This is a genomic window from Paucibacter sp. DJ2R-2, from assembly GCF_025717675.1.
Classification (GTDB): Bacteria; Pseudomonadota; Gammaproteobacteria; order Burkholderiales; family Burkholderiaceae_C; genus Paucibacter_A.
This window is the reverse complement of record NZ_JAJIRT010000001.1, coordinates 43157-65722: the sequence shown is the minus strand read 5'-3', so window position 1 is coordinate 65722 and position 22566 is coordinate 43157. Positions and strand designations below refer to the sequence as shown.

Annotated in this window: 14 protein-coding genes; 12 read left to right on the top strand and 2 right to left on the bottom strand. The window is 66.2% G+C overall.

The genetic code is table 11. The features are described 5' to 3' along the window. Positions 1 to 9 precede the first annotated feature (9 nt). Entirely contained in the window at positions 10 to 1296 is a 1287-nt protein-coding gene (gene hemL / locus LNV28_RS00310) for a glutamate-1-semialdehyde 2,1-aminomutase (RefSeq protein ID WP_263517036.1), read from the bottom strand. Between the two features lie 93 nt (positions 1297 to 1389). Beyond that, positions 1390 to 2367, bottom strand: coding sequence for a bifunctional hydroxymethylpyrimidine kinase/phosphomethylpyrimidine kinase (thiD, locus tag LNV28_RS00305; RefSeq protein ID WP_263517037.1), 978 nt, complete (start codon positions 2365 to 2367; stop codon positions 1390 to 1392). Positions 2368 to 2630: 263 nt separating this feature from the next. Here thiD and LNV28_RS00300 point away from each other — a divergent pair, with 263 nt between their 5' ends. From LNV28_RS00300 to LNV28_RS00245, 12 genes are all read left to right on the top strand, one after another. Next, positions 2631 to 2783: a rubredoxin gene (locus tag LNV28_RS00300; protein ID WP_263517171.1), complete on the top strand. Its 153-nt coding sequence runs from the start codon at positions 2631 to 2633 to the stop codon at positions 2781 to 2783. 85 nt (positions 2784 to 2868) lie between these two features. Continuing rightward, the gene (locus LNV28_RS00295; RefSeq protein ID WP_318013813.1) at positions 2869 to 3282 is read left to right on the top strand and encodes a response regulator; all 414 of its coding nucleotides are present in this window, start codon (positions 2869 to 2871) and stop codon (positions 3280 to 3282) included. Between the two features lie 128 nt (positions 3283 to 3410). Beyond that, on the top strand, positions 3411 to 3776 hold the full coding sequence (locus tag LNV28_RS00290; RefSeq protein ID WP_263517038.1) for a response regulator: 366 nt from the start codon (positions 3411 to 3413) through the stop codon (positions 3774 to 3776). A 16-nt stretch (positions 3777 to 3792) separates the two neighbouring features. Continuing rightward, entirely contained in the window at positions 3793 to 4353 is a 561-nt protein-coding gene (locus LNV28_RS00285; RefSeq protein WP_263517039.1) for a chemotaxis protein CheW, read from the top strand. A gap of 102 nt (positions 4354 to 4455) precedes the next feature. Next, the gene (locus tag LNV28_RS00280; RefSeq protein ID WP_263517040.1) at positions 4456 to 6759 is read left to right on the top strand and encodes a methyl-accepting chemotaxis protein; all 2304 of its coding nucleotides are present in this window, start codon (positions 4456 to 4458) and stop codon (positions 6757 to 6759) included. A gap of 15 nt (positions 6760 to 6774) precedes the next feature. After that, entirely contained in the window at positions 6775 to 13554 is a 6780-nt protein-coding gene (locus tag LNV28_RS00275; protein ID WP_263517041.1) for a hybrid sensor histidine kinase/response regulator, read from the top strand. A 110-nt stretch (positions 13555 to 13664) separates the two neighbouring features. Continuing rightward, complete coding sequence (locus LNV28_RS00270) at positions 13665 to 14762, top strand: GGDEF domain-containing protein (protein WP_263517042.1); 1098 nt, start codon at positions 13665 to 13667, stop codon at positions 14760 to 14762. A gap of 241 nt (positions 14763 to 15003) precedes the next feature. Beyond that, positions 15004 to 15585: a porin family protein gene (locus tag LNV28_RS00265; protein ID WP_263517043.1), complete on the top strand. Its 582-nt coding sequence runs from the start codon at positions 15004 to 15006 to the stop codon at positions 15583 to 15585. A 397-nt stretch (positions 15586 to 15982) separates the two neighbouring features. Continuing rightward, entirely contained in the window at positions 15983 to 16702 is a 720-nt protein-coding gene (locus LNV28_RS00260; protein ID WP_263517044.1) for a CerR family C-terminal domain-containing protein, read from the top strand. 17 nt (positions 16703 to 16719) lie between these two features. After that, positions 16720 to 18192 (top strand): efflux transporter outer membrane subunit, encoded by a 1473-nt coding sequence (locus LNV28_RS00255; RefSeq protein WP_263517045.1) that lies wholly within the window; start codon positions 16720 to 16722, stop codon positions 18190 to 18192. After that, entirely contained in the window at positions 18189 to 19391 is a 1203-nt protein-coding gene (locus LNV28_RS00250) for an efflux RND transporter periplasmic adaptor subunit (RefSeq protein ID WP_263517046.1), read from the top strand. The genes LNV28_RS00255 and LNV28_RS00250 overlap by 4 nt, the downstream gene beginning before the upstream one ends. 33 nt (positions 19392 to 19424) lie before the next feature. Continuing rightward, complete coding sequence (locus tag LNV28_RS00245; protein ID WP_263517047.1) at positions 19425 to 22529, top strand: efflux RND transporter permease subunit; 3105 nt, start codon at positions 19425 to 19427, stop codon at positions 22527 to 22529. Positions 22530 to 22566: the final 37 nt, after the last annotated feature.

Sequence of the window (22566 nt, the reverse complement as noted above, 5' to 3'; positions counted from 1 at the left end):
TCGCTGAGATCAGCGCAGGGCGTGGCGAGCGGCATCCAGCGTCGCCTGGATGTCGGCCTCGCTGTGGGCGGCGGAGACAAAGCCGGCTTCGTACAGCGCCGGGGCCAGGTAGACGCCGGCGTCCAGCATGGCGTGGAAGAAGCGGTTGAAGCGCTCCTTGTCAGTGGTCATCACGGTCTGGTACTCCTGCGGCAGCTGGTCCATCAGGAAGAAGCCGAACATGCCGCCTTGGCAATCGACACTGAAGGGCACGCCGTTGTCCTTGGCGACCGCTGCGAGGCCGTTGACCAGGCGACGTGTCTTGGCCGACAGGTCTTCGAAGAAGCCGGGCTTTTGGATCTCGCGCAGCGTGGCCAGGCCGCAGGCGGTGGCCACCGGGTTGCCGCTCAGGGTGCCGGCCTGGTAGACGCCGCCCAGCGGAGCCAGGTGCTTCATGATCTCGCGGCTGGCGCCGAAGGCGGCCAGGGGCATGCCGCCGCCGATGACCTTGCCAAAGACGCTGATGTCGGGCTTGAAGCCGGGGATCAGGCTGGCGTAATGGCCTTGCGCGCTGTGCAGACCGACGCGGAAGCCGGTCATCACCTCATCCAGCACCAGCAGGGCGCCGTGCTCGGTGCAGAGCTCGCGCAGACGCTTCATGTAGGCCGTCTGGGTGCGCACGAAATTCATATTGCCGGCGATCGGCTCGATGATCACGCAGGCCAGTTCCTTGCCATGCAGGGCAAAGGCTTCTTCCAGCTGGGCCAGGTGGTTGAACTCCAGCACCAAGGTGTGCTGTGCCACCTCGGCCGGCACACCGGCGCTGGTCGGGTGGCCAAAAGTGGCCAGGCCCGAGCCGGCCTTGACCAGCAGGGCATCGGTGTGGCCGTGGTAGCAGCCTTCGAACTTGATGAACTTGCTGCGGCCGGTGGCGCCGCGCGCCAGGCGGATGGCGCTCATGGTCGCCTCGGTGCCCGAGGACACCAGGCGCACCTGCTCCATGCTGGGCACCAGTTTCAGGATCTCTTCGGCCAGCTCGATCTCACGCTCGGTCGGCGCGCCGAAGGAGAAACCTTCGCGCGCGGCTTTGGTGACGGCTTCCAGCACGGCCGGGTGGCCGTGGCCCAGAATCATTGGACCCCAGGAGCCGATGTAGTCGATATAGCGCTGGCCGTCGGCGTCAACGATGTAGGCGCCGTCGCCGCGGGTGATGAAGCGCGGTGTGCCGCCGACCGCGCGGAAGGCGCGCACCGGAGAATTGACGCCGCCAGGGATGACGCGCTGGGCGCGTTCGAACAGTTCTTGGTTCTTCGACATGATGAATTGACGGGCCCGGACAGTGGGCCGATAAAAATGGCGGCCCCTAAAAAGGGCCAAACAGGGCCAAATGGGGTCTCAGGTCACGCCGCCTCAATGCATGCGGCGCGGCGGGCGGCCCGGAGCCGCTTCATCCAGCTTCACCGTGACGCCGCCCGCTTGCGCTGCGGCCGCCGCTTCGGCAGCCATTTCGGCCTCTTCCTCTTCGCTGGGCGGCAAGGCCCAGAAGAAGCGGTCGGGAATGACATTGCCCATGCCGGGGCGGAAGCCGCCGTCCAGGGCCTGGTCCAGGAAGGACAGGGCCTCACCCACGGCGGAGTGGATTTCGGCGCCGACCGAGAGCAGGGCGGCCAAGCCGGCCGAGAGCGTGTCGCCGGCGCCGACGAAGTTGACTTCGAAGCGCTCGAACTTTTCGCCCGTCACCGGGCCGGCCGGTGTGGCCAGCACGTTGTCGACGAACTGGTTGGGCAGGGCAATGCCGGTGACCAGCACATGGGCCGTGCCATGCTGGCCGGCGGCCACGGCCAGCTCGCGCGGCGAGGCTGGGCGGTCGGCGTCCCAGTCGGGCAGCAGGAAATCACTCAAGGTCTTGTGGTTGCCGACCAGCACATGGGTTTGCGGCAGCACCAGCTCACGGAAGGCGTCCAGATAGCTTGCTTGTTGCTCCTCGTCGAGCCAGGCGACATTGGGCAGGTAGGCGACCAGGGGCACGTCGGGGTAGTCCGAAAGCACTTCCGCGACCGCGCTGACGCCCTCGGCGCTGCCCAGGAAGCCGACCTTCCAGGCACTGATCTGGACATCTTCCAGGATCAAGCGGGCCTGTTCCGCGATGGTGTCCGGGTCCAGGGTGTGGTGTTCGAAGACTTCGGCCGTGTCACGCAGCACGATGGCGCTGACCACCGGCAGGCAGTGCGCACCCATGGCCGCGATGGTGGCGATGTCACCGGCCAGGCCACCGGCGCCGCTGGCGTCGCTGGCATTGAAGCTCAGCACGCAGGCGGGGGCCTGGGCTTCCTGCTCGTCGAGGGCGGCCGTCGGATCGGTACTGCTGGGGAGTTCGGTCTTGTTCATGATGTGCGGCGCGGGTTCGGGGATAGAAATTGCAAGCAAATGCAAAAAAGGCGGGCCGCAGGCGGCGAGGGCGGGTGCTCAAGCACTGCAAAACAGGCTCCTGACGCTCGGGTGTACCCTGCTTTGAAAGCATGCGCGACAGGGGGAATCCAGCTGTTGCATCCTTGCCGATTCACTGGCCCGGTAGGGCAAGCCGGCGTGGCTACAATCTTCGCATTGTAGATAGCAAACCCATACCCATCGTGAGCGAAGCAAGTACCTGGATGTGCCTGATCTGCGGCTGGATTTACGACGAAGCCGCAGGTGACCCCGAGCACGGTATTGCACCGGGTACCCTGTGGGCCAATGTCGACATGAACTGGACCTGCCCCGAGTGTGGCGCCCGCAAAGAAGACTTCGAGATGGTTCGCATCTGACGCTGCGCACTGTAGCGCTGTCCCACCCGTCTGCAGTGAGTCGTGGCTGTCCGGCCATGAGCGTGCTGCTGTGAGGAGATAAGGCTTGGACGTACAAGTTCCCGAAGGCGCAAGCGGCATCGTGGCGGCCGCTGCCAAGGTGTTGGTCATCGATGACAGCAACACCATCCGGCGCAGTGCCGAGATTTTCCTCAAACAAGGTGGCCACGAGGTGGTGTTGGCCGAGGATGGTTTCGATGCCCTGGCCAAGCTCAGCGATTACGAGCCCGACTTGGTGTTCTGCGACATCCTGATGCCGCGTCTCGACGGCTATCAGACCTGCGCCATCATCAAGCGCAACCCGCAGTTCGCGGGCGTGCCGGTCATCATGCTGTCCTCCAAAGATGGCTTGTTTGACAAGGCGCGTGGCCGCATGGTGGGTTCGCAGGACTATCTGACCAAGCCATTCACCAAAGATCAGTTGTTGAAAGCCGTGCTTTCGCACCGGCGCGGCGCCTGAAACTCAGGCCGCGGCACCGGAAGTTGTTGCTGTTGACGTTGTTGTTGATGATGGTTCTGTTTGCCGACCCTGTGGTCGGTCCGGTCGCCGGGGCTTATCGCCTCGCTGCGGTGACGTGAGGACGCCAAATGCCGATACAAAAAATTCTGTTGGTCGATGATTCCAAGACCGAGCTCCATGTGCTGAGCGAGATGCTCGTCAAGCGTGGCTATCAGGTGCGCACCGCCGAAAACGGCGAGGAGGCACTCAAGCGCTTGGCCGAGGAGACGCCGGACCTGATCCTGATGGACGTGGTGATGCCGGGTCAGAACGGCTTTCAGCTGACCCGAACCATCACCCGCGATGAGCGTTTTGCCCATGTGCCGGTGATCATGTGCACGAGCAAGAACCAGGAAACCGATCGCGTCTGGGGCATGCGCCAGGGCGCGCGCGATTACGTGGTCAAGCCGGTCAAGGCCGAGGACCTGCTCGCCAAGATCAAGGCCCTGGGCTGAACATGCGAGCGCTGACATGAGTAGCAGCTCCAGCAAACAGGCCCTGCGCGAACTGCAGACCCGCCTCGCGCAACGCATGCAGGCGGCGCGTGACCAAGAGATCCAAGCCGCCAGCTGGCTGGCGGTGGAATGCGCCGGGGTAGGCCTGCTGCTGTCCCTGCGTCAGGCGGCGGAAATCTTCACGCCGGTGCCGATGCGTGCCTTGCCCTATGCCCAGCCCTGGCTGGCCGGGGTGGCCAATCTGCGCGGCGGCCTGTTCACGGTCGTCGATCTGGCGGTTTTTCTGGGCTTGCGCGAGGCCGGTGCGGCTCGCCTTGAGGCGCGCCAGGACCTGGCCCAGGTGCGCATGGTGTCGCTCAATGCCGAGCTCAACACCAACTGCGCCTTGTTGGTGGACCGTCTGCTGGGCTTGCGCGGTGACGAGCAGCTGCAGCCCGATCCGGCCGACAGCGAAACAGTCGGCCAGCGACCTCGATTTGCCGGCCCCCGCCTGCTCGACGCCGACGGCCGAAGCTGGCAGACGCTCGATCTCGAGGCCTTGGCCAAGCACGACCAGTTTCTCCGTGTCGTGGTTTGATCTGATAAGCAAGCCGAGCGCATTCAGCTAGGCTCAAGAGTTAGCGGCGCGGCCAACACTGGTTCATGAAGGACCGGTTTTCAACGAATTCACGAGGGTGAGATGAGCTTCCTGGACAAGATCAAGAACCTGGGCAAGACCGAGACCGAAGGCCAAGCGGAAGCCGCACATGCGGATTCCGTGCCCTCCGGTGCGGTGCTGGTCTCCACGCAGACGCACACCGGCCCGGGCCAGTTGTCGAACTCATCCATCATCTCCGAGGCCCTGCCCACCGAGCAGCAAGGCGGCACCGAGTTTGGTGAAACCACGGCCACCTTTGCCACCACCAGCGCGGCCTTGGACGGCCCAATGACGGAGCAGCAGTCGGACAGCAAGCCGCCGGAGAACCGCCGCCAGACCGTGCTGATCGCCCTGGTCGCGGTGGGCTTGCTCGGCACGGCTATCACGGTCAGCTTGAGCCTGGTGGGCGGCAGCCGCAGTGCGGCCCAGGTGCGCGCGGCCGGTCAGGCCTTGATGCACTCGCAGCGCATGGCCAAGTCGGTGTCCACCGCCCTGGTGGGTAACCAAGGCGCGTTTGCCGAGCTGCGTGAGAGCGGCAGCGTGCTGGTCGGCGTGGTCGGCAACTTGCGCACCGGCGACGGCCCCTTGGCCGCAGCCCCGGGCAACGTGCAACCGGTGCTGGACATTGTTCAGCCCCTGGTGGAGCGTGCTGAGAAGAATGCCAAGGTGGTGCAGGCGCAGGAAAAGGTGCTGACCGAAGTCGGCCAGGCCCTGCGCGCCATCAACCGCCAGTCCAGCGATCTGCTGGAAAGCGCCGAGGCCGTGGCCTCGGAGTCGCTGCAGCGCAATGGTTCGGCCGCTGAAATCTCCGCCGCCGGCCAGTTGGTGATGTTGACCCAGCGTATCGGCAAGAGCGCCAACGAGTTCCTGACCCAGGACGGCGTCAGCCCCGAGGCCGTGTTCCTGCTGGGCAAAGACTTGAACTCCTTCAAGCTGATTGCTGAAGCGCTGCTGAACGGCAACTCCGAGCTGCGTTTGGCCAGTGCCAAGGACCCGCAGCTGCGCGAGCGCCTGGGCGCTTTGCTCAAGCAATATGAACAGACCCGCACCCAAGCTTCCGCCATTCTGGGCAATCTGCAAGGCCTGGTGGCTTCGCGCGAAGCCCAGAAGAGCATCTTGGGCGACAGCGAAACCCTGCGCAAGGGCCTGGAAGACCTGGCCTTGGAGCTGGAGTCGGCCGGTGGCGTGAGCTGGTGGTTGGCTCTGCTGATGATCGCCTCGCTGGGCGCCCTGGTGGCCGGTTCGCTCGGTTTCCTGCGCCTCTATGTGGCGGATCAGAAGCAGCGCGCCATGTTGGCCGAGGCCCAGGAGGGCGAGGCCAAGGCGCAAGAGCGCGAAGCCAAGCGCGTCAACGACGCCAACCAGGCCGCGATTTTGCGTTTGATGAACGAACTGCAGTCGGTCGCTGAAGGTGACTTGACGCAACAAGCCACGGTGACCGAGGACATCACCGGCGCCATCGCCGACTCGGTGAACTACACCGTTGAAGAGCTGCGCAGCCTGGTCGGCCAGGTGCAGGCTACGGCCGCCCGGGTGACCGACACCACCGGTCAGGTCGACCAGACCTCGACCGACCTGCTGGCCGCGTCCAAGGAACAGCTGCACGAGATCCGCTCCACCGGTGAGGCCGTGCTGCAGATGGCCGAGCGCATCAATGAGGTGTCCAACCAGGCTCAGTCCACGGCCGAAGTGGCGCGCCAGTCGCGTCAGGCCGCCGAGTCGGGTCTGCAGGCCATGCAGAACAACATCAGCGGTATGAATGCCATCCGCGAGCACATCCAGGAAACCTCCAAGCGCATCAAGCGCCTGGGCGAGTCCTCGCAGGAAATTGGTGAGATCACCGAGCTGATCTCTGACATTACCGAACAAACCAACGTGCTGGCGCTGAACGCGGCCATTCAGGCCGCCTCGGCCGGTGAAGCCGGTCGCGGCTTCTCGGTGGTGGCGGAAGAAGTGCAGCGCCTGGCGGAACGCTCGGGCGATGCGACGCGCCGGATTGCCGCCCTGGTCAAGACCATTCAAACCGACACCCATGATGCCGTGGCCGCCATGGAGCGCTCGACGCTCGGCGTGGTGCAGGGTACGCGACTGTCCGATGCGGCCGGCAAGGCGCTGGAAGAGATCGACAGCGTGTCGCGTCGCCTTGATGACTTGATCGCCCAGATTTCGACCCAGGCCCTCAGCGAAGCCGCCTCTGCCAATGAAGTGGCCTCCAACATCCAGCACATTTTTGCCGTGACCGAACAGACCAGCGAAGGCACGCGCTCGACCGCACAGATGGTGCACGAGTTGTCCCGTTCGGCCGAGGCTTTGAAGCAGTCGGTGGCGCGGTTCAAGGTCGCCTAAGAGGCGGAGCCCGGCATGGATCAGTTCCGCGAGTCCGAGTTTCCTCCCGACCTCAGCCCCCTGGCGTGGGTGCAGGAGGAGTTGCGCCGATCCCTTGAATCGGTCCATAAGGCGCTGCGGCGCATGCTGCGCGATGGCGACAGCAAGTTCAGCGTTTTGGGTGCCGAAGTCGGCTCCAGCTCCCAGTCTTTGCTGGGCGCCGCAGCCCAGTTGCACCAGGTGGCCGGCGTGCTGTCCCTGGTCGGCTTGCCGGCCGGCGCCACGGTGCTGCGCGCCGCCGAACAGGCGGTGCAGTTTCTGGCCGAGCGCACCGATCTGGTTGACCCCTTCCGCGTCGAGACCATCGAGCGCGCCAATTTCGCCCTGCTCAGCTATATCGCCCGCCTGCTGGCCGGCAACAAGGCATCGACGCTGAGCCTGTTCCCGGCCTACCGCGAGCTGCAGACCTTCATCGGCGCCGAGCGGGTGCACCCGGCCGACCTCTGGCAGTACGAATGGCACTGGCGCGATGTGCCGGATGAAACCGGCTGCCCGGCTCTGGCCCCGGAGACCGGCCGCGCGCCGTTTGAAGCGGCCCTGCTCAAGCACATGCGCACGCCCAGCCCGGCTTTTGCTGGCCGCTTGAGCGACCTGTGCGCCGGCCTGGCCGCGGGCCTGATCGAATCGCACAGCAAGACCCTCTGGCAACTGGCTGCCGCGCAGTTCCAAGCCCAGGCCTTGGGCTTGCTGGATGGCGATGCCTTCGTCAAACGCCTGGGCTCGCGCCTGCTGTCCCAGCTGAAGCTGGGTCGTCAGGTTGACCCGGCGGTGCAGGAGCGCCTGGCGCAAGACCTGTTGTTCTTCTGCGCCCAGGCGCGTGACCCTGCGAACGAACGCATGGCACCACGCCTGAGCGCGGTACGCCGGGCTTTCGGCCTGAACCCTGAATTCCGGGGCGATTACGAAGACCAGACCCTGGGACATATCGATCCGGCCTGGGTGGCGCAGGCGCGCCGCCGCGTCGGCGTGGCCAAGGAGTCCTGGGGCAGCGCCGCCGAGGGCGACAGCCATCGTCTGGCCGGCCTCGACGAGCAATTCGCAGCCGTGGCGGAATCGCTGCAGCGCTTGTTCCCGAGTGGCGAGGTGCTGGGCCAAACCCTGCAGCGTGCGGTGGTTGCCACCCTGCGCTCGGGTCAGCCGCCGCGCCCGGCCCTGGCCATGGAAGTGGCCACCAGCATGTTGTATGTGGAGGCGGCGCTCGATGACGCGGCCTTCGACCAGCCCGAGCAAGCCGAGCGCGTGCGCGCCCTGGCCCAGCGCATCGATGCGGTCGCCCATGGCGATGCACCGCAGCCGCTGGAAGCTTGGATGGAGGACCTGTATCGCCGGGTCTCCGACCGCCAGACCCTGGGCAGCGTGGTTCATGAGCTGCGTGCCAGCCTGTCGGACATCGAGCGCCAGGCTGATGAGTATTTCCGTGACCCGGCTCAACGTCAGAAGCTGATTCCGGTGCCGGCCCAGCTCTCCGCCATGCGCGGTGTGCTGACGGTGTTGGGCCTGGACCAGGCGGCCTTGGCTTGCCTGCGCATGCGCGACGAGGTCGATGAGCTGGCCAACACCGAAGTCGACACCGAGCGCGGCGGTCCGCGCGAGCTGTTCGAGCGCCTGGCCAACAACCTCGGCGCTCTGGGTTTCCTGATCGACATGCTGAGTGTGCAGCCGCAGCTGGCCAAGCGCATGTTTGTGTTCGAGGAGTCCAGTGGTCGCCTCAACCCGGTGATGGGTCGCCGCGCCGACGCCAGCCCGCTGCCGCCCATGGTGGCTTCGGCCCCGGCGCCGCTGGACGGCCTGATGCACCTGGACCTGGACAGCCCCTCGGCACCCGCGCCCTTGCAGACCCTGGTCAGCCAGGCGCCCGTCGCCCTGGGCGACCTGGGCCTGCCCGAGCTGAGCTTCGCGCTCGACAGCGCGCCCGAGCTCGCAACGCCTGCCCCCGCGACTGTGCCTGCCGAGGCGCCCCTGACTTCGGTCGAGTCGGCCGAGCCGGCCCCGGCCGCCTTTGCGCACGACCCCGAGATGCAGGAGATCTTCCTCGAGGAAGCCGGCGAAGTGCTGGGTAATGCCCGCGCCGCCCTGGCCGCCTTGCAAGAAGATGGCAGCGATCGCGAGCAACTGACGGTCTTGCGCCGTGCCTTCCACACTCTCAAGGGCAGCTCTCGCATGGTGGGCTTTGATGCCTATGGCGAGGGTGCCTGGGCCTGCGAGCAGCTTTTCAATGCGCGTCTGGCCGATGCCACGCCGCAAGCCGATGCGCCATTGCTGGCCTTCAGTGCCGAGGCCTTGGACTACCTCGGCCAGTGGTGCGAGCAGATCGCCGGCCGCCAGAGTGGCGCCTTCATTCCCGACCCGCTGCGTCGCAGTGCCGATGCCTTGCGTCTGCAGGGCGAGGCGCTGGCGCTGGACTGGCCGGGTCGCCAGCTGGCTTCGGATGAAATGCCGGCCGAGCCTCTGGCTGAAGCGCCGGCTCAGGAGCTGTTCGAGCCCGCGCCGGTCGAAGCCGCAGCCGAAGCGGAGCCCGTGCCTGCCTTGATCGATGCCTCGGCGGAACAGCCGGGCGGCGAGCTCATCATGGAGGCGCAGCCTGAGTCCGAAGCCGCGCCCGAACCCATCGACTCGCAAGCTGAGGCGCTGGAGCTGGCCGAACTGCTTGAGCCGCGCGCAGACCTGGAGCTGCCGGTCGAGCTGCCGGAGTTGTCCGAAGAGGTCTTGGAACTGCCTGAGCTGGCGCTGCCCGAGCTGACGCTGCCAGAGTTGCCTCTGGCTGAACCGCCCTTGTTGACCGACGAGGCAGCAGTGCCCGTTGTTCCGTTGGCGCCGGATCTGGCCGACTTGGATCTGGGACTCGACCTCGAACTCCCGGCTCTGTCGGACGAGTTGCCCGCGGTCCAGCCGACGCCGACTGAGTTCATGGAGGAGCTGGTCGAGTTGCCGAGCTGGCAGGCCACGGCCATCGAGCCTGCGCCCACGGTGCTGTCTGAAGGCCCGGATACCGAGCTCTTGACCGAACTGGCCACCGAGCTGCTGCCTGATCTTGGGCCGGAGTTGGTGGAGGCTGAGCCTCTGCTCGGCGATGCCGGGCTGATGCTCGAACTGGAAACCGGTGCAGCGGCCGATGCGCAGCCGCCTGTGCTGACCGACTTGCTGGAACTGGATCTGCTGGGCGAGGGCGAAGCCGCCGCGGACAGCGCGCTGGAAGCCGCCCAAGCCCAGGCGCCGACCGATGTGCTGCCTGCCGCCGCCGAGACCGTGCTCAGCGAATTGCCGAGTGAGGCCGAGGACGCTGCGGCCAGCGAGTTTGCATCCCTGGATGCACTCGACCTGCCCCTGACCCTGGACCTGCCTTTGGACGCTGCCGAAGCGGCGCCCGAGACGGTCAGCCAGGCCGTGCCTGATTTTGAATTGCCCGAGTTCGAGTTGAACCTCGATCTGGGCGAGTTGGTGGGTGAATCTGTTGCCCCGGCTGAACCTGAAGTGGTGGCCGAAGCCGAGGACGGCGCCGAGACGGAGGCCGAAGCACTTGCCGACCTGGCGAGCGCGATTGAGCCGCCGGTCGCAGCACCGGCTGTGCCTCATCTCAGCCTGGTCAGTTCTGGCGACAGCCAGGGTGGCGATGTGGATGCCGGCGAGGGCGAAGCTGCCGAAGAAGGCGCCGAAGAAGGCGCCGAAGACAGCGCTGAAGAGGGCGACGAAGGCGTCAAGCGCATCGGTTCCTTGCGCATCGGCATCACCCTGTTCAACATCTTCCTGAACGAGGCCGATGAGCTCTCGCGTCGCCTGGCCACCGGCCTGGCGGAATGGGCGATGGAGCTGAACCCGCCACTGCCCGCGCAGTGCGAGGCCCTGGCGCACGCCCTGGCCGGCAATTCGGCCACCGTGGGCTATGAGGATTTGTCGACCCTGGCGCGTGCCCTGGAGCATGCCTTGGGCCGCGCCCAGCGCGCCCAGCGCTTCAGCGAAGCCGATGCTCAGCTGTTCGAGCGGGCGGCTGAAGACATCCGCCAGCTCTTGCATCAGTTCGCGGCCGGCTTCCTGCGCCCGCATGACGCCTCGCTGGTCGAGCGTCTGCACTCCTACGAACCCGAGGTGGACAGCAGTCTGCTGGGCAGCTTCGACGCCCTGGATGATCTGGAAACTCTGGACGCTGGCGACCTCGGTCCCACGCCGACGGTGGTGGACGACACCCTGGACCTTCATCTGCCGGCCTATACGGCGGCAGCGCTTGAGCCTGCGCCGAACCGACCGACGGCAGATCAAGACGAAGTCGAGCCCGGCCTGCCGGACGAAATCGACGCCGTGCTGCTGCCGATCTTCGAGGAAGAAGCGCGTGAGCTCCTGCCTCAGCTGCATGCCGCGTTGCGCGACTGGTTGCTGCGGCCGCAAGATCGCAGCGCCCCCGATGCCTGCATGCGCGCCCTGCACACCTTCAAGGGCGGCGCTCGCCTGACCGGTGCCATGCGTTTGGGCGAGCAGGCCCATGAGTTGGAGTCGGCCGTCGAGGCGGCGCTTGCCATGGATCCGCCGGACAGCGCAAGCCTGCAAGCCCTGCAGGATGGCGGCGATGCGCTGGAAGCCAGCCTGGACCGTTTGCTGGCCTCGCTGCTGGTGCCCGCTGCGGCCGTGCCGGTGCCCGAGGTGCTGCCGGTGGCTGAGCTGGCGCCCGAGCTGGAGTCCGGCGATGCGCCCGTTGCCGATGCCGCCGCTGTCGAAGCAGAGCTCGAGGTCCTGGCTACAGCCGAACCCGGCGCCGATGTGGCAGCCGAGCAGCTTGAGGAACAGGCCGCGGCAGCGCCGCCGCGCCAGATCGACTGGTCGCGCTTCAGCGAGCGTGAGGCCAGCCCCGACGACATCACCATCGAACTGCCCGGCACCGGCCCGCAAGCCATGGTGCGCGTGCGCGGCAGCCTGCTCGAACGCATGGCCGCCCAGGCCGGTGAGGTCAGCATCCGACGTGCGCGTCTGGAGTCCGAGCTGGCCCAGATGAAGGGATCCTTGCTCGATCTGGACGACAACTTGGCGCGCCTGCGCAATCAGCTGCGCGAGTTGGAACTGCAGGCCGAGGCCCAGATGGGCACGCAGCAGGAGCTGCATCAGAAGGCCGGGCGCGATTTCGACCCGCTGGAGTTCGACCGCTACACCCGCTTCCAGGAACTGACCAAGATGCTGACCGAGTCGGTCGGTGACGTGGCCACGGTGCAGCGCGCCTTGCAGCGCAATGTGCAGCTTGGTGAAGACGAGTTGGCGGCTCAGTCGCGCCTGACGCGTGAGCTGCAGGACGATTTGCTGCGCACCCGTTTGATCGAGTTCGAAAGCTTGGGCGAGCGTATGCACCGGGTGGTGCGCCAGGCGGCGCGCGATGCCGGCCGGCAAGCCCAGCTGGAGATCATCGGCGGCCAGACCGAATTGGACCGCAGCGTCCTGGAACGCATGGCCGGGCCCTTCGAGCATTTGCTGCGCAACAGCATCAGCCATGGCATCGAAGCGCCCGAGCAGCGCCAGGCTCTGGGCAAGCCCGTTCAGGGCACGGTCCGGCTGGAGCTGCGCCAGGAGAGCAATGAAGTCCTGCTGACCTTCAGCGATGACGGTGCCGGCCTGGATCTGAAACGCATCCGCGAACGCGGTGAGCAGCTGGGTCTGATTCAGCCCGGCGAAACGCTGTCGGAAGCGGCCCTGATGCAGCTGATCTTCACCTCCGGTTTCTCCACGGCCACGCAAGTGACCGAGCTGAGCGGGCGTGGCGTCGGCATGGATGTGGTGCGCGCCGAGGTCAGCACCTTGGGCGGTTCCATCACCACCGAGTCCAAGCCGGGGCAGGGCACCAGTTTCGCGCTGCGCCTGCCTTTGACCACGGCCCTGACCCAGGTCGTGCTGCTGCGCAGCGGCGACCAGGTGGTGGCGGTGCCGGCCAGTTTGATGGCCTCGCTGCAGCGGGTGCCGGCCGCCGCGGTGGAGGAAGCCTATGCCACCGGCAATCTGCAGCATGGTGGGCAGAGCCTGCCGTTCTACTGGCTCGGCGGTCTGCTGGGTCAGGCCGGGCGCGGCCATGGCCAGGGCAAGTACCTGCCGGTCGTGCTGATGCGCAGTGCCCAGCAGTCGCTGGCCCTGCACGTGGACGAGGTCATGGGCAACCAGGAAGTGGTGGTCAAGAACCTCGGTGCACAGCTCAGCCGGGTGCCTGGCTTGGCGGGCGTCAGCTTGCTCGCCTCGGGCGATGTGGCTCTGATCTACAACCCGGTGGCTCTGGCAGCCTGGTACGGTCCGCTGGCGCAGCAGCGCTTGCTGGAGGCCCGTGAGGCCGCTCAGCGTGTGGCCGAGCAGGGCAGTGCGCCGAAGCCGGTGGCCGAATCGAGCGAAGACCTGCCTCCGTTGGTGCTGGTGGTTGATGACTCCCTGACAGTGCGTCGCGTCACCCAGCGTCTGCTGGAGCGCGAGGGCTACCGGGTGCAGCTGGCCAAGGACGGGCTGGATGCGATGGAGGCACTCGGCGGCGACGAGCTTCCAGTGCTGGTGCTGTCGGACATCGAGATGCCGCGCATGGACGGTTTCGACCTGCTGCGCAATATCCGAGCCGATGCCCGTCTGCGCGAACTGCCGGTGGTGATGATCACCTCGCGCATCGCGCAGAAGCACCGCGACTATGCAGAGCAACTGGGTGCCAACCACTATCTCGGCAAGCCCTATGACGAAGCCCATCTGCTGGAGCTGATCGCTCGCTACACTGCGGCACAAGCTCAGGCCACTGAAGCGGCAGCCTTGTGAGTTGAATGCGGCTGTGCCGTGGCCTTCGAGCCACGCCGCAGCCGCCTCCGCCGTTTTTCATTGTGTTCACTGAGCCGGCCCTGGCTCAACGAGGCGTTCTTTCCTGACCCATGTCTGAAGTCGTTGATCATCTTGCCGAGTTGACCGGCTTCCGCGACCGGGATGTCATGGACGTGACCCTGGTGTCGGCCCTGCGTGATCTGCTGGAGCCGCGCTCGGTGGCGATCTATCGCTATATCGGCGAGCCCGGGGCTGAGCGTTGGCTGACGCGCGCCCATTTGCGCGGCGACGATGCCGTGGCCACCGCGGACCCGCTCTGGCTGGAACCCGATCGGCTGCCTCTGGCCGCCGCTTTTCCGCAGCGCCTGGAATGCATGCGCAGTCGGACGGTGCTGCAATGGCAGCAGCAGCCGCTTGCCGATGAGGCCGAGGCGGGCCCGGCGCCGAAGTCAGCGTTGGACTGGATCAATCTCTTTCCCATTGCCACCGAGCGCGATGTCATCGGTGTGCTGGAGATCCACTCGGCCAGCCGCCTCAAGAGCAAGTCGCAGCGCATGGTCAGCAGCGTGCTGCGGATCTATCACAACTTCCAAGGTCTGCTCGACTACAGCGAGCGCGACACCCTGACTGGTCTGCTCAACCGCAAGACCTTCGAGGAGAGCTTTCTCAAGGCTTTGAGCGAGCTGTCGACGCTGGCGCAGGTGGTGGCGGCCGATCCGCAGGCGGGTGAGAACGACCGTCGCCACGAGAACATCCACCCGCAGTATTTCCTGGGTGTCATCGACATCGATCATTTCAAGGCCGTCAACGATGGTTTCGGCCATTTGATCGGGGACGAAGTGCTGCTGCTGCTGTCGCGCCTGATGCGCAGCAGCTTCCGCTTCCACGACCTGCTCTATCGTTTCGGCGGCGAGGAGTTCGTCGTGCTGATGCGCTGCGACGAGGGCGTGGATGCGGCTCATGCCTTCGAGCGACTGCGTCACAACACCGAGCAATACGCCTTTCCTCAGGTGGGCCGCATCACGGTCAGCATCGGTTTCACCCAGGTGCGTGTTGGCGACTCGCCGGCGGCTGCCTTCGAGCGCGCTGACAAGGCCGTGTATCACGCCAAAGACAATGGCCGCAACCAGGTGCACAACCACGCCGACCTGGTCTCTGCCGGTCAGATGCGGGAAGTGACTCAGCTCAGCGACATGGAGTTGTTCTAGCTTCGGTCCAGGCGCAGCTCCGGCGCGCTCGTTCCTCTTGGTTCCGGCCGGTTCAGCCTGCCTTTCCTTTCCGCCCGTCACACGCCGTCACACAGCACACACCGTGCCTGCACTGACGCGACGAGGGTGCTTCGACACAATGAAATCATCGCAGCGAGAGAGGCAAACGCCACTCGCAGCGAGTGTTGAAACCCTGTGATGGCGCGCCCTCAGTGGCCGCCTTGAACGAAAGGAACCCACCATGAACAAGAACAAGAACTCCAAGATCGCCCTGGCTTCCATCTCTGCCTTGGCCCTCGCACTGGGAACAGCGACCGGCGCCGCCATGGCTGCACCGGGCAGCAACTCGGGCTTCTACCTCAGCGGCGATCTGGGTCAGTCGCGCAACAATCTGAGCAGCCCGACCAGCCCGGCAGTCGCCATCGACAAGCGCGGCACGGTCTACGGCATCAGCGGCGGCTACCAATTCAACCCGCATTTCGCCACCGAACTGAGTGTGCAGCGCCTGGGTACCCATGGCATCGGTAGCAGCGAAGCCAAGACCACCGCTTATTCGCTTGACGCCATTGGCCGCCTGCCGGTCAACGACAAGTTCTCGGTCTACGGCCGCCTCGGTGCCAGCCACCTGGACCGCAAGTTCAGCGGCATCCAGGCCCAGGACAGTCATCGTGTCGGTTTCAAGCTGGGCTTGGGAGCCGAGTACGCCTTGGACAAAAACTGGTCGCTGCGTACCGAGCTGACCCGCTACAACAAGGCGCCAGTCGTCAGCACCTACGGCGAGCACTTGAACACCTGGACGGCAGGCGTCAAGTACAGCTTCTGATTCCAGCTACCCCAAACCTAAGGTCCATCTGAGTCGGGCAGGCCCTCGCGAAAGCGAGGGCCTGTTTTTTTGTGCTGAAGGTTTTCGGGCGGCCGGCTGGAATCGGCACAGAACCGTCGTTCGCTGAGATTTGAATACGAACGCAGAGTGCGCGGAGGTTCGCAGAGGTCGCAGAGAGAGAAGAAGAGCGAGGATTGTGTTCTCAGCGTCCTCTGCGGTCCTCTGCGAACTCTGCGTGCTGAAACTTCTCCGCGAACGACGGCTCAGTGCCGATAGCCGCCCGATGCGCTTCATTCGCACAAATGTGCGTCGTTCGAGCCCAGTCCTTCATTTCCGCACAGGCGCTATTCGGAAATGTTTAATCAAACGATTGATTAATTTGACTATCATGCGCGCCATGTCGAAGCAAAACAAAACAATTCCGGGCGATGAGACGCCGGGCCGCCGTGAGCGGCTCTTGACCGAGGCCAGTCGCATCTTTGCGCTCAAGGGTTTTGACAAGGCCAGCACGCGGGAGATTGCTCAGGCGGCCGGGGCGAATATCGGCCTGATCGCCTATTACTTCGGGGACAAGCTGGGCCTGTACCGCGAGGTGATGATGCGGCCCGTGGCCGATGTGATCGGCCGCATGCCCGAGGCCGATGCCAACGTGCCGCTGCGCCCGTGGCTGGAGAGCTTTTACGGCGCCTTTTTGCAGCCCTTGCAGTTGGAAGAGGAGGCCCTGGCCAGCCTCTTGCGGCTGTGTGGGCGCGAAATGATCGAGCCCTCGGCGGTCTACCAGGATATTTGTGCCGAGTACATCGCACCGCGCCATTTGGAACTGGTGCAGATGTTGGCGCAGCGCTGCGGGGTGGCGGAAGTGGACACCGAGCTCCATCAGCTGGCCTTCGGCTTGGTTGCGCTGGCCCATGACTATTGGATGTCGGCCGACCATATGGAAGCCTTGGTGCCGGGCTTGGTGCGCGGGCCCGGCGCGTACGAGCGTGTGCTGGGTCGCCTGGTGGGTTATGGCGAGGCCTTGATTGAACATGAACGGGCGCTGCGCCAGTCGGCGGCCAAGACCGCCACCGCTGTCGCAGTGAAGCCAAAGAGAACCCAGAAAGCACCCAAAACATGAAAAACATGAAGGTGAGGATGAGAGCCAACAACAGCCCCGTCATGCCCGGCCTGCGCCTGGCTCTTTCAACGAGCGCCTTGGCAGTCTTGAGCGCCTGCGGCAGCATGGCGCCTCCGACCGAGCTGCCGCAGCAACTGGCGCCCGCGGCCACGCGCTGGCATGCACCTCAAGCTGAAGCTCCTGCGACAGAGCCCGGGCAGCCCGTCTGGCAGCGCCTCAACGACCCGCTGCTGCTGCAATTGCAAGCCCAGGCGGAAAGCGCCAACCCCAGCTTGCAGCAGGTGCTGGCCCGCGTGCAGCAGGCCCGGGCCTTGTCGCAGCAGGCCGGCAGTGCGCAGCTGCCGCAGCTCAATGCCAACGGCATGGTGCAACGCAGCCGGCCCGCCCAACCCAGCGGCAGCCCGAGCCAGACTTTGTCCTCGCTGAGCCTGGACAGCAGTTGGGAGATCGATCTCTTTGCTCGCGTGCGCCAGCAAGCCTCGGCCGCCCAGGCGCGGCTGAACGCCAGCGAGCTCGATGCGCAGGCCGCACGCCTGAGTTTGGCCGCCGAGGTGGCCCAGGCCTATCTGAACCTGCGCAGCTGCGAACGTTTGGCGCAGATCGCCCAGGCCGATGCAGCGGCGACCGAGCAGCTGGCGCGCTTCGCAGCCGAGCGCTTGCGCGTCGGCTTTGAGTCGGCGGCCAACGAGGCGCTCTTGCAGGCCGCAGCGGCCAATGCCGCCAATCTGGCCCTGGCCCAGCGGGCCGAGTGCGATCTGGCGATCAAGGGCTTGGTGGCACTGACGGCCATGGAGGAGGGCGCTTTACGCCAGTCCCTCCAGCCCGGCGCTGCGCAGTTGCCAGCCATCGCCAGCTTGGGCCTGGCCGTGGCTTCAGTGCCGGCCGAGGCCCTGGCCCGCCGCCCTGATTTGGCAGCCAGTCAGCAGCAGATCATGGCCGCCTGGGCCGAGCGTGGTGCCGCTGAAGCGGCGCGTTACCCGCAGCTGCAGCTCAGCGGCAGCATCTCGCTGGCCAACTTGCGTATAGGCGGCAGCAGCGATGAAGGCCGCGGCTGGTCCTTCGGGCCCAGCTTGAATGTGCCTTTGTTCGATGGCGGCGCACGCCGGGCACAGGCGCAAGGCGCTCTGGCCCGCTATGAGGAGGCCTTGGCCGGCCATCGCCAGAGCGTGTTGCAAGCGGTGCGCGAGGTGGAAGAGGGCCTGGTGCGCCTTGACGCTGCACGCGCTCGCGAAGCCTTGGCCGAGCGTGCTGCGGCCGGCTACCGGCAGAGCTTGCAGGCGACCGAACGGCGCTGGCGCGCGGGCCTGGCCAGTGCGGCCGAGTTGGAGGATGCCCGGCGCCTGAGCTTGGGTGCCGATTCGGCACTGGTGCAGCTGCAGCGCGAGGGCCTGAGTGCCTGGGTCGCCTTGTGCCGTGCCACCGGTGCAGGCTGGAACGGGCAGGCCGCGCCGCTCGACCCGAAGACGAAAGAAGAAGGGCGCGCTGCATGAAGCCCACGCGCCTGAAGTCCAAGAACACCAACATCCCCTATTTGTCCGCGAGTCCACTGTTCATGAACCGCAGCACTTCTACCCATTCCCTCGCCCCCTTGCTGGCCCTGATCCTGAGCCTGGGCTTGATGCAAGCTCAGCCGGCCTCGGCGGCCGATGCTGTGGCCAGCGCGCCGGCCAAGTCCCGTCCGGCCCTGACCGTGCAGCTGACCCAGGCCAGCAGCGCCGAATGGGAGCAAACGCTGAGCGCCCACGGCAGCGTCACCGCCTGGCAAGAGGCCATCATCGGCGCCGAGATCGCCGGTCTGCGCCTGGCTGACGTGAAGGTGCAGGTGGGCGACCGGGTCAAGCGCGGCCAGTTGTTGGCCCAGCTCTCGGATGCCACCGTGCGCGCCGAGCTGGCCCAGAGCCGCGCCGCTGCGGCCGAAGCCCAGGCCTTGCTGCACAGCGCCCAGGGCGATGCCGAGCGCGCTCGTGCCTTGCAGGCCGGTGGTAGCGGTGCCTTGAGTGCCCAACAACTGGCCCAGTACCTGACCGCCGAACAAACGGCCAAGGCCCGGCTCGATTCCGCCCAGGCCCGGGTGGCCAGCGACGAGCTGCGCCTGGCGCAGACCCGCATCACCGCGCCCGACGAGGGCATCATCTCGGCCCGCCTGGCCACGGTGGGTGGCGTGGCGCAGCCGGGCCAGGAGCTGTTTCATCTGATCCGCCAGGGCCGCCTGGAATGGCGGGCCGAGCTGCCTGCAGCCGATCTGGTGCGTGTGCGCGCCGGCCAAACGGTGCAGTTGGCAGCTGGCGACGGCAGCAAAGTGCCGGGCAAGGTGCGGGTGGTGGCGCCCACGGTCGATGCGCAAACTCGCATGGGCCTGGTCTATGTGGATCTGAGCGGCCCCGGTGCTGCCCTGCTGCGCGCCGGCAGTTTTGCGCGCGGCGAGATCCAGCTGGGCCGCGGTCAGGCGCTGAGCCTGCCGCAATCTGCCGTGCAGCTGCGCGATGGCAACAGCTATGTGTTCCGAGTGGGCAAGGACCAGAAGGTGCAGCAGGTCAAGGTCAGCACCGGCCGCCGCGTCGGCGATCGGCTTGAGCTGCTTGGCGGCCTGGAGTCTGGCGCGGCCGTGGTGCAGAGCGGGGTCAGCTTCCTCAGTGATGGCGACAGCGTGCGCGTGGTGGCTGCGTCGGCGCCGGCCGCCAAGCCTTAAGCCCGTATCAACAGGATCAGGACCCTAAGCACCATGTTGAACGTTTCTTCCGCGTCCATACGCAACCCGATTCCGGCCATCCTGCTCTTCATCATGCTGACCCTGGCCGGTCTGCTGGGCTTCCGCTGGATGAAGATCCAGAACTTCCCCGACATCGACCTGCCCACCGTTACCGTGACGGCCAGCCTGCCCGGTGCCTCGCCGGCGCAGCTGGAATCGCAGGTGGCGCGCAAGCTGGAGAACCAGCTGGCCACGCTGCAAGGCGTGAAACACATCTACACCACGATCCAGGACGGCGTGGTCATGGTCAGCACCGAGTTCCGGCTCGAGAAGCCGACCCAGCAGGCGGTGGACGATGTGCGCGACGCGGTCTCGCGCGTGCGCTCGGATTTGCCGGCCGATCTGCGCGACCCGGTGATTTCCAAGATGGAACTGACCGGATCGCCCATCCTGGTCTACACCGTGGCGGCCGAGCGCATGGACGACGAGGCTTTGTCCTGGTTCGTCGACAACCAAGTGGCCAAGCGCATGCTGGCGGTGCGCGGCGTCGGCGCAGTGTCGCGCGTCGGCGGCGTCAGCCGCGAGGTGCGGGTCGAGCTGGACCCAGCCCGCCTGCTAGCCCTGAATGCCACGGCCAGCGAGGTTTCGCGCCAGCTCCGCCAAGTGCAGCAAGAGGCCTCGGGCGGCCGCAGCGATATTGGCGGTGTCGAGCAGTCGGTGCGCACCTTGGCCACCGTGCAGACGGCCCAGGAGCTGGCGGCCATGGACATCACGCTGGGCGACGGCCGGCGCGTGCGTCTGGACCAAGTGGCCACGGTGCAGGACACGGTGGCCGAGCGCCGCTCGGCGGCCCAGCTCGATGGCCGGCCGGTGGTCGGTTTTGAAATCACGCGCACCCGCGGTGCCGGTGAGGTCGAAGTGGCGGCCGGCGTGGTCAAGGCGGTGGAGGAGCTGCGTGCGGCCCACCCCGAAATTCAGTTCGCCGAAGCCTTCAACTTCGTGGAGCCGGTGCAGGAGAACTACGACGGTTCCATGGTGCTGCTCTACGAGGGCGCGCTGCTGGCCATCGTCGTGGTCTGGTTCTTCTTGCGCGATTGGCGCGCCACCCTGGTGGCGGCCACGGCTTTGCCCTTGTCGGTGATTCCGGCCTTTGCGGTGATGTACTGGCTGGGCTTCACGGTCAACACGGTGACGCTCTTGTCTCTGTCCCTGGTGGTGGGGATCTTGGTGGACGATGCCATCGTCGAGATCGAGAACATCATGCGCCACCTGGCCATGGGCAAGACGCCCTACCAGGCGGCCATGGAAGCGGCCGATGAAATCGGCCTGGCCGTGATCGCCACCACCTTCACCCTGATCGCCGTTTTCCTGCCCACCGCTTTCATGAGTGGCATTGCCGGCAAGTTCTTTGTGCAATTCGGCTGGACGGCGGCGATTGCTGTCTTCGCCTCCCTGGTGGTGGCGCGCATGCTGACCCCCATGATGGCGGCCTACATCCTCAAGCCCAGCACCAAGCTCCATGCGGAGCCGCGCTGGCTGGCCGTCTACACCGGCTGGGCCGCTTGGTGCTTGCGCCATCGCCTGCTCACCTTGGGCGCCACGGCCGTGTTCACCGGCGCCTCGCTGTTCCTGGTGACCCTGCTGCCCACCGGCTTCCTGCCGCCCGATGACCTGAGCCAGACCCAGGTCACCGTGACCCTGCCGCCCGGCAGCACCCTGGCCCAGACCACGCGCATGGCCGAGCAGGCGCGCCAGATCGTCGCGGCCAACAAGCAGGTCAAGCTGATTTACACCGCCATCGGCGGCGGCAATGCTGGCAGCGACCCCTTTGCCGGCAGTGGCGTGGCCGAGGTGCGCAAGGCCACCCTGACCCTCAATATGACGCCGCGCAAGGACCGCCCCGGCCTCAGCAAGCAGGCCATCGAGGCCCAGCTGCGCGAGGCGCTCGAGGTGCTGCCCGGTGCACGCGTCAAGGTCGGCTTCGGCGGCTCGTCCGAGAAGTATGTGCTGGTGCTGGCCGGCGAAGACGGCCGGGTCTTGGGCGAGCATGCCCAGCTGGTCGAGCGCGAGCTGCGCAGCATCCCGGGCATCGGCGCCGTCAACTCGACGTCCAGCCTGGTGCGACCCGAGCTGATCGTGCGGCCCGACTTTGCCCGCGCGGCGGACCAAGGTGTTAGCGCCGAGGCGATTGCCGACACCTTGCGTGTCGCCACCGCCGGTGACTACGACCAGGCCCTGGCCAAGCTCAATCTGGCCCAGCGCCAGGTGCCCATCGTCGTCAAGCTGCCGGCCGAGGCGCGCAGCGACCTGGCCTTGCTCTCGCGCCTGCCGGTGCCGGGCAAGCATGGGCCTGTGCCTCTGGGCAATGTGGCCACGCTGGAGATCGCCAGCGGCCCCGCCCAGATCGACCGTTACGACCGCATGCGCAATATCAACTTCGAAATCGAGTTGAACGGCGTGCCCCTGGGCGAGGCCGAGCAGAAGGCCCTGGCCCTGCCCAGCCTGAAGAACCTGCCGCCCGGCGTGCTGCAAACCTCGGTCGGCGACGCCGAGGCCATGGGTGAACTGTTCGCCAGCTTCGGCCTGGCCATGCTGACCGGCGTGCTCTGCATCTATGTGGTGTTGGTGCTGCTGTTCAAGGACTTTGTCCAGCCGGTGACGATTCTGGCTGCGCTCGTCTTGTCGATTCCGGGCGCTTTCCTGGCGCTCTACGTCACGCACACGGCGTTGTCCATGCCGTCCATGATCGGCCTGATCATGCTGATGGGCATCGCCACCAAGAACTCCATCCTGCTGGTGGACTATGTGGTGATCGCCCGGCGCGACTACGGCATGCCGCGCTTCGAGGCCATCCTCGACGCCTGCCACAAGCGCGCCCGTCCCATCGTCATGACCACCATCGCCATGGGCGCGGGCATGTTGCCCATCGCCATCGGCATGGGCGTGGACCCGAGCTTCCGCGCGCCCATGGCCATCGTCGTGATCGGCGGCCTGATCACCTCCACCTTCCTGAGCTTGCTGGTGATTCCGGTGGTGTTCAGCTATGTGGATGACCTGATCCAGCTGTTCGCGCGCTTGCTGCGGCGCAAGCCTTCAGCCAGCGCAGCAGCAGCACCGGTGCCGGTCGATCCGACTTGAAATCGCACGATTGAACGCCAACTGCAGGAGCATGCCG